General features: G+C 58.8%; 12 protein-coding genes, 2 tRNA genes and 1 rRNA gene. 4 read left to right on the top strand and 11 right to left on the bottom strand.

The genetic code is table 11. From position 1 onward, the window contains the following. Positions 1-249 precede the first annotated feature (249 nt). The 7 genes from GTF44_RS01525 to GTF44_RS01500 all read right to left on the bottom strand — a co-directional run bounded on the left by GTF44_RS01525 (position 250) and on the right by GTF44_RS01500 (position 6,041). Positions 250-325 (bottom strand) — tRNA-Ala (locus GTF44_RS01525). A gap of 8 nt (positions 326-333) precedes the next feature. After that, positions 334-410, bottom strand: a tRNA-Ile gene (locus GTF44_RS01520). 146 nt (positions 411-556) lie between these two features. Then, positions 557-2,026 (bottom strand): 16S ribosomal RNA (locus GTF44_RS01515). A 636-nt stretch (positions 2,027-2,662) separates the two neighbouring features. After that, a complete protein-coding gene (msrQ, locus tag GTF44_RS01510; RefSeq protein WP_145213040.1) occupies positions 2,663-3,268 on the bottom strand; it encodes a protein-methionine-sulfoxide reductase heme-binding subunit MsrQ in 606 nt (201 codons plus the stop codon). 84 nt (positions 3,269-3,352) lie between these two features. After that, entirely contained in the window at positions 3,353-3,580 is a 228-nt protein-coding gene (locus GTF44_RS22050; protein WP_367383352.1) for a GDCCVxC domain-containing (seleno)protein, read from the bottom strand. Continuing rightward, positions 3,580-4,482 (bottom strand): protein-methionine-sulfoxide reductase catalytic subunit MsrP, encoded by a 903-nt coding sequence (gene msrP, locus GTF44_RS01505; protein ID WP_171559535.1) that lies wholly within the window; start codon positions 4,480-4,482, stop codon positions 3,580-3,582. The genes GTF44_RS22050 and msrP overlap by 1 nt, the downstream gene beginning before the upstream one ends. A gap of 71 nt (positions 4,483-4,553) precedes the next feature. After that, positions 4,554-6,041, bottom strand: coding sequence for an FMN-binding glutamate synthase family protein (locus GTF44_RS01500; RefSeq protein ID WP_171559532.1), 1,488 nt, complete (start codon positions 6,039-6,041; stop codon positions 4,554-4,556). 256 nt (positions 6,042-6,297) lie between these two features. Here GTF44_RS01500 and GTF44_RS01495 point away from each other — a divergent pair, with 256 nt between their 5' ends. Further along, a complete protein-coding gene (locus GTF44_RS01495; protein WP_171559529.1) occupies positions 6,298-6,780 on the top strand; it encodes a fasciclin domain-containing protein in 483 nt (160 codons plus the stop codon). Between the two features lie 113 nt (positions 6,781-6,893). On the opposite strand, the gene clpB is transcribed toward GTF44_RS01495, so the two are convergent. Together clpB and GTF44_RS01485 are read right to left on the bottom strand one after the other, a co-directional pair. Then, positions 6,894-9,509, bottom strand: coding sequence for an ATP-dependent chaperone ClpB (gene clpB / locus GTF44_RS01490; protein WP_171559526.1), 2,616 nt, complete (start codon positions 9,507-9,509; stop codon positions 6,894-6,896). 108 nt (positions 9,510-9,617) lie between these two features. Beyond that, positions 9,618-10,127 carry a hypothetical protein gene (locus tag GTF44_RS01485; protein WP_171559523.1) on the bottom strand — a complete coding sequence of 170 codons (510 nt, stop codon included), beginning with the start codon at positions 10,125-10,127 and terminating at the stop codon, positions 9,618-9,620. A 145-nt stretch (positions 10,128-10,272) separates the two neighbouring features. Here GTF44_RS01485 and GTF44_RS01480 point away from each other — a divergent pair, with 145 nt between their 5' ends. The 3 genes from GTF44_RS01480 (at position 10,273) to pyrF (ending at position 12,427) form a co-directional block, all read left to right on the top strand. Next, entirely contained in the window at positions 10,273-11,130 is an 858-nt protein-coding gene (locus GTF44_RS01480; protein ID WP_171559520.1) for an NmrA family NAD(P)-binding protein, read from the top strand. A gap of 231 nt (positions 11,131-11,361) precedes the next feature. Continuing rightward, entirely contained in the window at positions 11,362-11,547 is a 186-nt protein-coding gene (locus tag GTF44_RS01475) for a hypothetical protein (protein ID WP_171559517.1), read from the top strand. Between the two features lie 190 nt (positions 11,548-11,737). Next, entirely contained in the window at positions 11,738-12,427 is a 690-nt protein-coding gene (gene pyrF, locus GTF44_RS01470) for an orotidine-5'-phosphate decarboxylase (protein ID WP_171559514.1), read from the top strand. Between the two features lie 3 nt (positions 12,428-12,430). Here pyrF and GTF44_RS01465 read toward each other — a convergent pair whose 3' ends face one another. Both GTF44_RS01465 and GTF44_RS01460 read right to left on the bottom strand, forming a co-directional pair. Then, positions 12,431-12,718, bottom strand: coding sequence for an NfeD family protein (locus GTF44_RS01465; protein WP_145213063.1), 288 nt, complete (start codon positions 12,716-12,718; stop codon positions 12,431-12,433). Continuing rightward, positions 12,718-13,611, bottom strand: a complete 894-nt coding sequence (locus GTF44_RS01460; protein ID WP_145213066.1) for an SPFH domain-containing protein — start codon at positions 13,609-13,611, stop codon at positions 12,718-12,720. Before GTF44_RS01460 ends, GTF44_RS01465 begins: the two co-directional genes overlap by 1 nt. Between the last annotated feature and the right edge of the window lie 6 nt (positions 13,612-13,617).

Here is a 13,617-nt window from a genome sequence, read left to right as displayed (position 1 = left end):
TCAAAAGCATACTTTCCCGCTCCCCCGACTGGTTCATCCGGGGGAACTTTGTCGGCCGTCCGAAGACGACCTTGGGTTAGTGTACTTGACTTGGATTAGTTATCTTCACTTTCGGGGTCGAACCCCAGACCTGCCACACTTGGCAGCTCAGTGAAGAAACTGATGTTATTATCTCTCTATACGATGTCAATTCGTCCGATTGGACGGCTAAACGCAGCTGCGCTTAACGGTCAAATCGAAATCGGGTTTTGGTGGAGCCTAGCGGGATCGAACCGCTGACCTCCTGAATGCAAATCAGGCGCTCTCCCAGCTGAGCTAAGGCCCCTAGGGATATGGTGGGTCGAGGAGGACTTGAACCTCCGACCTCACGCTTATCAGGCGTGCGCTCTAACCACCTGAGCTACCGACCCAAGTCCCGGGCGGTAACCCGTTCATGTTCTGAAGAGATATGAGGACGGCTCGGTCCGATGCGGTCATCTATGATGACCTTATGCTCTTGCGAGCTGCTAAGTGTTTCATGAGATGAGCAAGCTCATCTGACTAGAAACATCCTTAGAAAGGAGGTGATCCAGCCGCAGGTTCCCCTACGGCTACCTTGTTACGACTTCACCCCAGTCGCTGATCCTACCGTGGTTGGCTGCCTCCTGCGAACAGGTTGGCGCACCACCTTCGGGTAGAACCAACTCCCATGGTGTGACGGGCGGTGTGTACAAGGCCCGGGAACGTATTCACCGCGTCATGCTGTTACGCGATTACTAGCGATTCCGACTTCATGGGGTCGAGTTGCAGACCCCAATCCGAACTGAGATAGTTTTTGGGGATTAACCCATTGTCACTACCATTGTAGCACGTGTGTAGCCCAACCCGTAAGGGCCATGAGGACTTGACGTCATCCACACCTTCCTCCCGCTTATCACGGGCAGTTTCCCTAGAGTGCCCAGCCGAACTGCTGGCAACTAAGGATGTGGGTTGCGCTCGTTGCCGGACTTAACCGAACATCTCACGACACGAGCTGACGACAGCCATGCAGCACCTGTCACTGATCCAGCCGAACTGAAGGAAACCGTCTCCGGTAACCGCGATCAGGATGTCAAGGGTTGGTAAGGTTCTGCGCGTTGCTTCGAATTAAACCACATGCTCCACCGCTTGTGCGGGCCCCCGTCAATTCCTTTGAGTTTTAATCTTGCGACCGTACTCCCCAGGCGGAATGCTTAATCCGTTAGGTGTGTCACCGAGATGCAAGCATCCCGACGACTGGCATTCATCGTTTACGGTGTGGACTACCAGGGTATCTAATCCTGTTTGCTCCCCACACTTTCGTACCTCAGCGTCAGTATCGAGCCAGTGAGCCGCCTTCGCCACTGGTGTTCCTCCAAATATCTACGAATTTCACCTCTACACTTGGAATTCCACTCACCTCTCTCGAACTCAAGACTTCCAGTATTAAAGGCAGTTCCAGGGTTGAGCCCTGGGATTTCACCTCTAACTTAAAAGTCCGCCTACGTACGCTTTACGCCCAGTAATTCCGAACAACGCTAACCCCCTCCGTATTACCGCGGCTGCTGGCACGGAGTTAGCCGGGGTTTCTTTACCAGGTACTGTCATTATCATCCCTGGCGAAAGAGCTTTACGACCCTAGGGCCTTCGTCACTCACGCGGCATGGCTAGATCAGGGTTTCCCCCATTGTCTAAGATTCCCCACTGCTGCCTCCCGTAGGAGTCTGGGCCGTGTCTCAGTCCCAGTGTTGCTGATCATCCTCTCAAACCAGCTATGGATCGTCGGCTTGGTGAGCCGTTACCTCACCAACTACCTAATCCAACGCGGGCCGATCCTTCTCCGATAAATCTTTCCCCCGAAGGGCGTATACGGTATTACTCTCAGTTTCCCGAGGCTATTCCGTAGAGAAGGGCACGTTCCCACGCGTTACTAACCCGTCCGCCGCTCGCCCCGAAGGGTGCGCTCGACTTGCATGTGTTAGGCCTGCCGCCAGCGTTCGTTCTGAGCCAGGATCAAACTCTCAAGTTGAAAAGCAGTTACCTGCTTAACCTTGACGTTCGAACCTCTGCACATCGTCCCTCCCGGCAAGGAAGGGACAGTCTTCTGTTTGTTGTGCTTCTGGTTTCATAAGAAACCGGAAACCGTCCAAACAGTGAAGCTGACACTGGATCATCGGATCGAAACCCTACCAGCGCGATATACAGACGTTGATCCATCGAATGAACCAAACCGCCCACATATCTCTTCAGATACCATCGATTTCAAAGAGCGTGAGACAAAACAAACTGAGATGCGCCGTAACTTGTTTGGCGCGCCCCGCCTGTATTATCTCGATTTTAGTCTGCGTCTCGTTGCCCTGCGGCCCGTTTGGCGCCCCGGTCAGTCGCCTCAGCGCCGCCGGTGAGGGGGTATTTACGGATTGGGTGGGGGGGCCGCAAGGGGTTTTTTGCAGAAAGATGACATTTTTTGCGAGATAACGTGTTTTTTGTTTATTTTCATGATCTTAGATATCCACGAACCTTTAGGGTGAGGTCTTGGCTGGACGCCCCGCCAGATCGGCCCCACGACTCAGGGTACGGTAATACCCCAAGATATCGGCTTATCCCCAGAGATGTCCCCAGATATGGATTTTTGGCACGCCGAGTCCCTGCGACTCGGGCCGACTCAACTGGCGAGTCGGGTGCGAATAACCGGCAGTCGGAGTGCCAAAAGCCCCAAAACCACCGCCAGATAGATCATCGGCTCTAGCTGGAAGCCTTTTGCCAGCCAAACGTAATGCACCGCACCGAGAAGCGCCGCCGGGTACACAAGCTTATGCAGCTTGCGCCAAGCGGCCGCGCCCATCCGCCGAACCGACAGGTTGTTTGATGTGACCGCCAAGGGGATCAGCAAAGCAAAACCCGCCATCCCAATCGTGATATAGGGCCGGTCCACGATATCCGCCCAGACTCGGCTCAGGCTTTGGACATCAAGCAGGGCCCAGACCAAGAAATGCGCCAAGACATAGAAGAAGGCGACGACCCCGATAGCGCGGCGGAACTTAAACGCATTAATGCCTGCAATCTGGCGGAGCGGGGTGACGACAAGACCAAGGATGACCAGTTGAAGCGCGATCTCACCATATTCATGCTCCAGCGCTTCGATCGGCTCGACACCAAGCCCGCCGGTCGCCCCGAGATAGAACAACCATGCCGCCCAAGCCGCTCCTACGATGTAGAGAAGCCACGGCGGCACCAGCCGCAAACCGCGATTGATCCGATCGGTCAGCATGACGCACCTCGTGTCCCGTTGCGGACTTCAACGGTTGGCCCGAACGCATGGATGTTTGGCAAAAAACGATCAACCCGACTCATTTCAAGATCCACAGCAATTCTGGCCAGCCTGAATCGGTGGGCAGGGCACGGTTCCATAAGAACAGAAGACGCAGCAATCACCAGGGCGAGGTTTCAACACATCTCCACACCCGACGCAGGCGTGAAACCACTGGCAGGCCTCCGTTGGCATCGTAAGCGTCTCGACATGGCCGCAAGACGGACAGGTCAGCACGGAACTCAGCACAATATCAGCCAGCGCAGTGGACATCAGAAATACTCTGACAGATCCATGCCCTCATAGAGACTGGCCACCTCGTCCTCATAACCGTTGAACATCAGCGTGTCCTGGCGACTGGCAAAGAGCCCGCCACCGATCCGCCGTTCTGTGGCTTGGCTCCAGCGCGGGTGATCCACATTTGGATTCACATTGCTATAGAAGCCGTATTCCCGGGGTTGGGCCATATTCCAACTGGCAAGCGGTTGGTCTGCCGTCAGGGTGATCCGCACGATGCTCTTGATGCTCTTGAAACCGTATTTCCAGGGAACGACCAAGCGGATCGGCGCACCGTTCTGGTTCGGCATCGGTTCCCCATAAAGACCAGTCGCCATAATCGTCAGCGGGTGCATCGCCTCGTCCAGGCGCAATCCCTCCCGATACGGCCATTCCAGAACAGGGAAGCGGAGGCCGGGCATTTCCTCGGGCCGGTTCAGCGTCTCAAACGCCACATATTGCGCGCCATCCTGCACGCCGACCCGCTCCAGCAGATCGGCCAATTCAAATCCGTTCCACGGCACAACCATCGACCACGCCTCGACACAGCGCAGGCGATAGATACGTTCTTCAACCGTCATCCCCTCCATGATCTCGGCAAAGGAATAGGTGCCGGGATTGTCGACCAGCCCATCGACCACGATCTCCCATGGCTCGGTCGTCATCATATGCGCATGTGCAGCAGGGTCGTCCTTGCCGGTCCCGAACTCATAGAAGTTGTTATAGTTGGTGATCTCTTCCCAGGTATTGGGCTCCAGGTCCTGAGCCTGTGCCTGCCCCCCGATCAGCCCGGCGCCAAGAAGCGCGCCACTGCCCGCCATGATCTGGCGGCGGTTCAGATACATCTCTTTCGGGGTCACATCCGCCCAAGTCAGGGGGGAGCGATAACGTCCTGCCATGTCAATCTCCGTGTCGGTTGGCCGCAACTTGCCTTAAAAGATGCGTCCGGCCCAAGCCAAAGCACGTCTGATCACGAAACTGTTTGGCCCGCGCGATCAGACGGGAACAATTCGTTCATCGGGATTGACGTCCCATCTGGCTGCACGAGCCGCACATGGCGGCGACGCAGCAAACGCGGCTCGGACACCCCGACAGAATGGGCAATCGTCTCAACTTCTTTGACAATCGACGTGCCATACATCGCGACGCGCTTGTCCTTGTCTTCGACGACCAGCCCCGCCTGAAAACGCGGATCATGCGTAGTGATGCCGGTCGGACAGGTGTTTTTGTTACATTTCAGCGCCTGGATACAGCCAAGCGAGAACATGAACCCCCGCGCCGATGTTACAAAATCCGCGCCCGCCGCCAGCGCCCAGGCGACATCGCCCGGATTGACCAGCTTGCCGGAGGCGACAATCCGGATGCGATCCTTCAAACCCGCCTTGTTTCTGAGATCGGTCAAAAGCGGCAGCGCCTCACGGATCGACATGCCAACAAGATCCATCAGCGGCATTGGCGAAGCGCCCGTCCCGCCCTCGCCACCATCAAGTGTGATGAAATCGGGCGCGCATTCGCCGCCGCGCGCATTGATCCGGTCAAACAGATCGTTGAACGCCTCGACACCGCCCATCACGGTCTTGATGCCAACCGGTTTGCCCGTCACATCGCGGATATGGCAGATCATGTCCAAGAGATCGTCGAAATTGTTGATCTCCTTGTGCCGGTTCGGCGAAAGCGAGTCCTTGCCAGGATCAATTCCCCGAATCTCGGCAATCTCATCCGTGATCTTCTCCGCAGGGAGAATGCCGCCTTTACCGGGCTTGGCCCCTTGCGCCAGCTTCAACTCGAACATCTTGACTTCGGTCTTCTCGGCGACACGTTTCAGCTTCTCGTCATCGAGATTCCCATCCGCGTCGCGCACGCCGTATTTCGCCGTACCGATCTGATAGACAATGTCGGCCCCACCCTCGAGGTGATACGGCGACAGCCCCCCTTCACCGGTGTTCATCCACATCCCCGCAGCGCGCGCACCACGGCTGAGTGCGCGAACCGCTGGTTTCGAGATCGCGCCATAACTCATGCCCGAGATGTTGAAGAACGACCGTGCCATGAACGGAATCCGCGCATATGGCCCGATCTCCATCGGTTCGGATTTGGCGAACTGATCATCCAGCGGCGGAAATGGGTCCGGCGTAAAGAGCGGCGTGCCGACGACACCAATATTCCGCGTGGAACCAAAGGCCAGCGTATTGCTGCCCCCATCCGCCGCATGCTGCACCCAATCGCGCTGCGCCCGGTTGAACGGCAATTCCTCACGATCCATCGCAAAGAAATACTGCCGGAAAAACTCCCCCAATGTGCTGAACAAGCTGCGGAACCGCCCGATCACCGGGTAGTTCCGCCGGATCGCATCGCTCTTCTGCGCCCGGTCAAGCACGAAGATCACGACGATCAGAAGAGCGCCAAGACCGATCACCAGCCAAAACACCAGGGCGAGAGCTTCCAAATACCAGGTCATATTCTTCTCCAAACCGCGCTGCGCCATCTTTGCGATCACATATCACAAGGCAAGCCAAACCCGCGTGATCGGTTCACGTCCGATAACACCGGGTAACATCCGTTTTACTGGATTTCGTTAACCGTCCCGGCTTAGGCGCGAAGGACATCCCGTCAACCCCCTCAGCGGGTCGTCGCTTATCTTGTCTGCCTGTCGACCGCGGCCATCTCCCGCCACACGGGGAGCAACCCCGCAGATGACTTATGGGAGACATCCAATGCTACGACGTACGCTTCTTGCCCTCACGGCTTCAAGCTTTCTGGCCGCTCCGGTTTTCGCCGATGGCCACGCGATGGATATCGTCGACACAGCCGTTGATGCCGGCACCTTCAACACACTCGTGGCGGCTGTTGAAGCCGCTGGCCTGGTCGACACGCTGAAGAGTGAAGGGCCGTTCACCGTTTTCGCCCCCAACGATGATGCCTTCGCCGCCCTGCCCGAAGGCACGGTCGAGTCGCTTCTGATGGAAGAGAACCGCGATCAGCTTGTGGCGATCTTGACCTATCATGTGGTGCCGGGCGCCGTGATGTCCGGCGATCTCAGCGATGGGATGATGGCGGCCACGGTCCAAGGTGGCGAAGTCATGATCGGAACCGAGGGCGGCGTGACGGTTAATGAGGCCAATGTGGTGGCCGCCGATATCGAAGCGTCCAACGGCGTGATCCATGTGATCGACGCGGTGATCTTGCCGGAGATGTAAGTAGGAGTGCCAGTCGAGCGCGGTCTCAGACCCGGCCGACGGGTGATACTCATCAGAGATAGACAAAGGCCCCGGCGCAAACCGGGGCCTTTTCATAGTGACATCGGGTGTCCCTAGTGAACGACGGCATCCTCGGGCGGTTGCCTGTTTGAGGCGCTAACCCGATCGCCCACAATCAACCCTTCGGACCCGGCGCTGATATGAAGCGTCTCGCCGTCTTTCACCTCACCCGCCAAGATCATTTCGGCCAATTGGTCTTGGAGACTCCGCTGGATCACCCGTTTCAACGGACGGGCCCCAAAGACCGGGTCATAGCCCTCATCGGCCAGCCAGGTCATTGCGCCCTCATCCAGATCAAGCGTGATTTTGCGCTCGGCCAGTCGCGCGCCAAGCCGCTGAAGCTGGATCGTCACGATGCCGTCCATATCCGCCCGGCTCAGCCGGTCGAAGATGATCGTCTCATCCAGACGGTTCAAGAACTCGGGCCGGAAATGTGCCCGAACCGCATCCATCACATCGCGTTTCGCGTCTGAGGCATCGGCCCCATCTGGCAACTGGCTCAACGCCTGCGCGCCAAGATTCGAGGTCAGCACAATCAGCGTCTGCTTGAAATCGACCGTCCGCCCCTGACCATCCGTCAGTTGCCCGTCGTCAAGCACCTGCAACAGCACGTTAAAGACATCCGGGTGCGCTTTCTCCACCTCGTCGAAGAGAACGACCTGATAGGGCCGTCGCCGCACCGCTTCGGTCAGCTTGCCGCCTTCATCATAGCCGACATAACCCGGAGGCGCCCCGATCAGCCGGGCGACCGAATGCTTCTCCATAAACTCGCTCATGTCGATCCGGACCATCGCCTGATCATCATCGAAGAGAAACTCAGCAAGCGCCTTGGTCAACTCGGTCTTGCCGACACCGGTCGGCCCAAGCATCAGGAAGGAGCCAAGCGGCCGATTCTCGTCATTCAACCCGGCACGCGCCCGGCGCACGGCGTTTGAAACGGCCCGCACCGCCGTATGCTGGCCAATGACGCGCTTGCCGATCTCCTCTTCCATCCGCAGAAGTTTCTCCCGCTCACCTTCCAGCATCCGAGACATCGGAATACCGGTCCAGCGCTCGACAACAGACGCGATCTGCTCGGGCCGCACGGCCTCTTCCACCAGCATCTCGTCTTCTTGCGCTTCAGCCTCGGCGAGATCTTTCTCCAATTGCGGGATGACGCCATAGCTCAACTCACCCGCCTTGGCCAAATCACCGGCGCGCTTGGCCTGATCCAACTCCGCCCGCGCATGGTCGAGCTTTTCTTTGATGCTCCGCGCACTTTCCAGTTTATCGCGTTCCGACTGCCATTGGGCGGTCATCTCCGCGGATCTCTGCTGCAAATCGCCCAGCTCTTTCTCAAGCTTCTCAAGCCGATCTTTCGAGGCCGCGTCATCTTCTTTCTTCAACGCCTCCGCCTCGATCTGCTTTTGCAGAATGTCGCGATCCAGCGCATCCAACTCCTCGGGCTTCGAATCCACCTCCATCCGCAGGCGGGAGGCCGCCTCATCGACCAAATCGATCGCCTTGTCGGGCAAGAACCGATCCGTGATGTAGCGCTGACTCAATTGCGCTGCGGCCACCAAAGCGCCGTCCGAGATTCGCACCCCGTGGTGCAGCTCGTACTTCTCTTTGATACCCCGCAGGATCGAGATCGTGTCTTTGACCGTTGGCTCTTCCACCATCAATGGCTGGAACCGGCGCGCTAAGGCCGCGTCTTTCTCGACATATTTCCGATATTCATCAAGCGTCGTGGCCCCAACGCAGTGCAACTCACCGCGGGCCAAAGCCGGTTTGATCAGGTTCGCCGCATCCATCGCGCCATCGGTCTTGCCCGCACCCACCAGCGTGTGCATCTCATCAATAAAGAGGATGATCTCACCGGCGGCGGCACTGATTTCGTTCAAAACCGCCTTCAGGCGCTCTTCAAACTCGCCGCGATATTTCGCGCCCGCAATCAACGCCCCCATATCAAGGGACATGAGCGTCTTGTTGCGCAAACTCTCCGGCACATCGCCATCGACGATCCGCATCGCCAAGCCCTCGGCGATCGCAGTCTTACCCACGCCCGCCTCGCCGATCAGCACCGGGTTGTTCTTGGTCCGACGGCTGAGCACCTGCATCGCGCGGCGGATTTCCTCGTCGCGCCCGATGATGGGGTCGATCTTGCCCTCTCGTGCAGCCTCGGTCAGGTCGCGGGCATATTTGCTCAACGCCTCGTAATTGTCCTCGGCGCTGGCACTGTCGGCGGTCCGCCCCTTACGAATATCGTTGATCGCTGCGTTCAAGCTCTGCGCATTCACGCCACCGGCTTCCAACGCGCTTTTCGCAGCCGATTTCACCATCGCAAGCGCCGTCAAGAGGCGCTCGACCGGCACAAAACTGTCGCCGCCCTTTTCGGCCAGTTTCTCCGCCTCGCTCAGCACTTTCGTAGTCTGACCATCAAGATACAGTTGCCCTGCGTCGCCGGTCACCTTAGGCAGCTTGCCCATCGCGACATCCAGCGCCTCGACAACCCGCGCGGGCTCGCCGCCGGCGCGCGCAATCAGATTGGAGGCGAGCCCTTGCTCGTCATCCATCAGCGCTTTCAGCACATGTTCCGGGGCCAGTTTCTGGTGGTCTTCACGCTGCGCAATTGTCTGGGCAGCCTGCACAAACCCGCGCGCGCGATCCGTGAACTTTTCAAAGTTCATCACGTCTCTCCTTCTCAAAGCGCTTGACCTTTGCCTCGCCCTCAAGCGGCACGACGACAGTTGCAAGCCTTGAGGGATAGATGGGAGAACACCGCGCCAATCTCAAGATTATTGCGGCAAATTCACCCCAAATTCCCGCGCCAAAGCCCGCGCGCGCGCCTGCATTGCCTTGGACCGGTGGGTCAGACCTTGACGGATACGTGCCGCCCGGTCGGCCTCTTCTCCCGCCGGCGTGGTCCGGCAATAGGCGTCGAACGCCCAAACAGTCACCAACAGCTTGGGATGCCCCGCCAGAGGCACGATGGCCTCCCGGATCGGGCGCGCCAGGTCCGGCGCGTGTTGAACCATCTGGAGGATATGGAGAATGGCGTCGGGCTCCGAGAGCTTCGGCAAGGCCGCAAAAGACAGCGTGAGCGCACCCGCGGGAAGCCGTCCGGTCTCGGCCAGCGCTTTCAGACACCAGGTGGCGGCAATCTCATTCGGTCCTGGCAAAGCGGTTACAAGAGCATCAACAGCCTCCGGCTCCATCCTTGTCTGAACAAGCGCCTTAAGCGGCGTGGTACGCACCCCATCAAAGGCCCGAATTGCCTCGGCGACGGCTTTGGCGGTTTGTCTCATGCGCCCAATAGTGCCGCATCCGATGCCGACGCGAAAGGTCGTTGACCCTGAGCTTCTATGTCCTCTTGCGCAGATAGCTGACGTCATTTGTCAGGAGGCCCATGATAGGGTTCCGCGCGACTGCGATCACACAAAGGATCTGCCGGTGCACATCATTCTTAGCGGAACAGGACAGGTTGGCTCGGCGACAGCGCGCGCGCTGCTCCAGGCCGGTCAAGCCGTGACGATTGTGACACGCGATCCGCAGCGGGCCGAGGCACTTGCCAAGAAAGGGGCTCACGTTGCCGTCGCCGATTTGCGGGACCGTGATGCGCTCGGCGATATCTTCCGATCGGGCCAGCGTGCTTTCGTGCTCAACCCACCTGCCGATCCATCGACCGACACCGATAAAGAAGAACGCCAAAACGTGGCTGCGATCCTCGCCGCTTTGGAGGGATCAGGGCTGGAGAAAATCGTTGCTGCATCCACCTACGGGGCTTTCGAAGGTGAGCGATGTGGTGATCTCACGGTGCTCCACGAACTGGAGACACAGCTTCTGGCGCAGTCCATACCCACGGCCATCAACCGTGGCGGTTACTACTTTAGCGACTGGGCGGGGATGGCTGGGATGGTGCAGGAGAGCGGTCTGCTGCCCAGCTTCTTTCCCGCCGATTTATCCATCGCAATGGTCGCGCCACATGATCTTGGTTTGGAAGCCGCGCGGCGGATGATGTCGGATGTCTCCGATATTGGCATCGAACATATCGAGGGGCCGGAACACTATACGCCAAATGATGTGGCGGCGGCGTTCGCAGAGGTGCTGGGTCGCGAGGTTGAGGTGCAAGAGATCCCGCAAGATCAACTAGAAAATACGTTCATTCAGTTTGGGTTCTCGGAACACGCCGCCGCATCCTATGCCTGCATGACGCGGCGCTTGATCGACGGCAAGATCGAGATGGTCGGCAAAGCAATCAAAGGACAAACAGGTTTGAAGTCCTATATCGCCTCGGCGCTGAAGGGCTGAGCAAAATCCGCTTAACTGACTGCGTTGGACCCCCGCCGGCTCCAGGTATCGGTTAGCGATCGACTCCAACCACCTCCTTTTGATGCGACCGTTTGGACCGTCACCAACAGCGGCGCGCCGGTAGAGACCATCCCGCAGGCCGATTTCAATATCTCCGCCCGCCGGTTCAAGAAAGATTTGAACCCTCCGCTCTGCCGGACCGTCCTACAGGCAGAGATGAAGGAGGTCATTATGCCCCGTATCAGATTGAACACCGTGATCTACGATGCCCGCCGCCGGGGCTTTTCGGCGCCCACCCGCATCGATGACGCCCCGCTTCCGCGCCATCTGGCTTGTTTCTGGCCCGGCCCGCAGACAGCCGAGTTTTCGCAGATCAGCCGAGGCCTGGCCCACGCGGCGGCCCGCACCACACATTGAGTTCCCTCTGGGTTGCGGCCTGTCCCGGCTGCACCCCATCCCGCAGATTCGGGCTTCTGTCTCGCCCGGCTGCTGCCTCAGGCCCGGATCGCGGATCATCCTCCGCATCCGGGTCCTTTTTTGTCTGGAGCGATGGACAGCTTGATCGACCACCTCTAATCACGGCTCCGGACAAGTTGGGGGAATTGATATGAGTGATGACCGTCTGATCGTGGCCTTGGATGTGCCAGATGCGCTCTCCGGCCTGCAATTGGCCGAGCGGATCGGCGATGCCGTGAGTTTCTACAAGATCGGCTTGGGCATGTTGACCGGCGGCGGGCTGGCGCTGGCCAATGAGCTGAAACAGGATCACGGCAAGCGCATATTCCTCGATATGAAACTGTTCGACATCTCCGCGACGGTCGAGGCCGCCGTGCGTGGATTGGCGCAGTTTGATCTGGATTTCCTGACGGTTCATGGCGACCCGCATGTGGTCCGCGCTGCGAAAGAAGGGGCGGCGGGCTCAGATATGAAAATCCTCGGTGTCACCGTGCTGACCTCGCTCAACCGCGCCGATCTCGACGCCTGCCTGATCCGTGATGGCGCGATCCCCGATCTGGTGGTCGAACGCGCCATCCGGGCATTTGAAGCGGGCGCCGATGGCATCATCGCCTCACCGCAAGAGGCTGCGATGATCCGGGCGCTGCCGGAGGCGCAGGGTCGCTTGATCGTTACGCCAGGTGTTCGCCCGTCTGGCGCAGATTTGGGTGATCAAAAGCGCGTCGCGACCCCGGCCAAGGCGATCGCCGAGGGCGCGGATCATATCGTGGTGGGGCGTCCGGTCTGGCAGGCCGAAGACCCTGCCGCAGCAGCCCAAGCGATCTTGGCCGAACTGCCGTAAGACTCAGTTGTCGTTGATATCGTGATCGAAGGTCCGCACCTGCCCGGTTCGGACCCCCAACCAACGGCGGAGCCCCAACCACGCCAAAAGCGAAAAGATCGCAAAGGCCAGGAGCGTCAGATAGACGGACGCGCCCACCCAGACCGCCACCGGCCCGCCCACCAGCAGGATCACCCCGACCAGCACCGCGCCGATGCCGAAGCCAAGGAGGACATAGCTCGGTAGCAAAACCTCTCCGACGGCGAGCACAAGCCCCGCCGCCATCCAAGCCCACCATTCGCCGAGCAGCATCAGCCCCGCCCTTTCAACATCTGGAACGCCTTGCCAAAGGCATCCGCCGCATCCGCAGGGACAACAATCGTCTGCGTGCCTTGGCCCGCGGCGATCTGCGAGATGCCTTCGACTTGTTTCAGCGCGATATTGTACTGCACCGCCTCAAGCCCACCTTTGGCAATCGCTTCAGCCACCACATTGGTTGCGTATGCCTCCGCATCGGCTTCAACCCGGCGGGCCTCGGCGGCCTGTCTCGCGGCATAAAGCTCCGCATCCGCTTGCAACTCGACATCGCGCTTTTGGCCTTCCGCACGGGTCACTTGCGCCCGGCGTTCCCGCTCTGCGTTGAGCTGCTGCAACATCGCATCGCGCGTTGCCTGGTCCAGCGCCACGTCGAGAATCTCGGCACGCGTCACCTCGATCCCCCAATCGTTCACGGCCGTTTCCACCATCGCCTTGATCTGGCCGATCAACTGGTTCCGGTTGGATTGAACCTCATCAAGCTCCATTTTGCCGATTTCCGCCCGCACGATACCCGCAACGGTTGTGGAAATCGCCGCATCCACATCGCGAATCCGATAGACGGTCTTTTCAGGCTCCAACACACGGTAGAAAACGCTGGTCTCAACCTGCAACAGCACGTTGTCCGACGTGATCGCGTCTTGGCTCGCATTGGGCAACTGCCGCTCCAAAATACTGACCTTATGGGCCACACGGTCCAAAAACGGGACGATGAAGTTAATCCCCGGCCCCAGCACCGATTTGAGACGGCCAAACCGCTCCACCACATGCTGTTCGGATTGCGGCACAATCCGAATACCCAGGAAAATGCAGAGAATAATGAAGCCGGCCAGCAGCAGGATCACGATATTCCCGCCCAGAAGATCGGCGAGCAGCTGATTAAAATCCATTGTGTT

This window comes from Roseobacter sp. HKCCD6576-2 (genome assembly GCF_013179285.1).
GTDB classification, from domain to species: domain Bacteria; phylum Pseudomonadota; class Alphaproteobacteria; order Rhodobacterales; family Rhodobacteraceae; genus Rhodophyticola; species Rhodophyticola oceani.
This window is presented reverse-complemented; position numbering and strand designations above follow the sequence as displayed.

Coding starts and splice junctions, on each gene's coding strand:
- GTF44_RS01475 (WP_171559517.1), top strand. CDS start 11,362: ATGCCCCGTATCAGATTGAACACCGTGATCTACGATGCCCGCCGCCGG.
- clpB (WP_171559526.1), bottom strand. CDS start 9,509: ATGAACTTTGAAAAGTTCACGGATCGCGCGCGCGGGTTTGTGCAGGCT.
- GTF44_RS01500 (WP_171559532.1), bottom strand. CDS start 6,041: ATGACCTGGTATTTGGAAGCTCTCGCCCTGGTGTTTTGGCTGGTGATC.
- msrP (WP_171559535.1), bottom strand. CDS start 4,482: ATGGCAGGACGTTATCGCTCCCCCCTGACTTGGGCGGATGTGACCCCG.
- GTF44_RS01495 (WP_171559529.1), top strand. CDS start 6,298: ATGCTACGACGTACGCTTCTTGCCCTCACGGCTTCAAGCTTTCTGGCC.
- msrQ (WP_145213040.1), bottom strand. CDS start 3,268: ATGCTGACCGATCGGATCAATCGCGGTTTGCGGCTGGTGCCGCCGTGG.
- GTF44_RS01460 (WP_145213066.1), bottom strand. CDS start 13,611: ATGGATTTTAATCAGCTGCTCGCCGATCTTCTGGGCGGGAATATCGTG.
- GTF44_RS22050 (WP_367383352.1), bottom strand. CDS start 3,580: ATGTCCACTGCGCTGGCTGATATTGTGCTGAGTTCCGTGCTGACCTGT.
- pyrF (WP_171559514.1), top strand. CDS start 11,738: ATGAGTGATGACCGTCTGATCGTGGCCTTGGATGTGCCAGATGCGCTC.
- GTF44_RS01465 (WP_145213063.1), bottom strand. CDS start 12,718: ATGCTGCTCGGCGAATGGTGGGCTTGGATGGCGGCGGGGCTTGTGCTC.
- GTF44_RS01485 (WP_171559523.1), bottom strand. CDS start 10,127: ATGAGACAAACCGCCAAAGCCGTCGCCGAGGCAATTCGGGCCTTTGAT.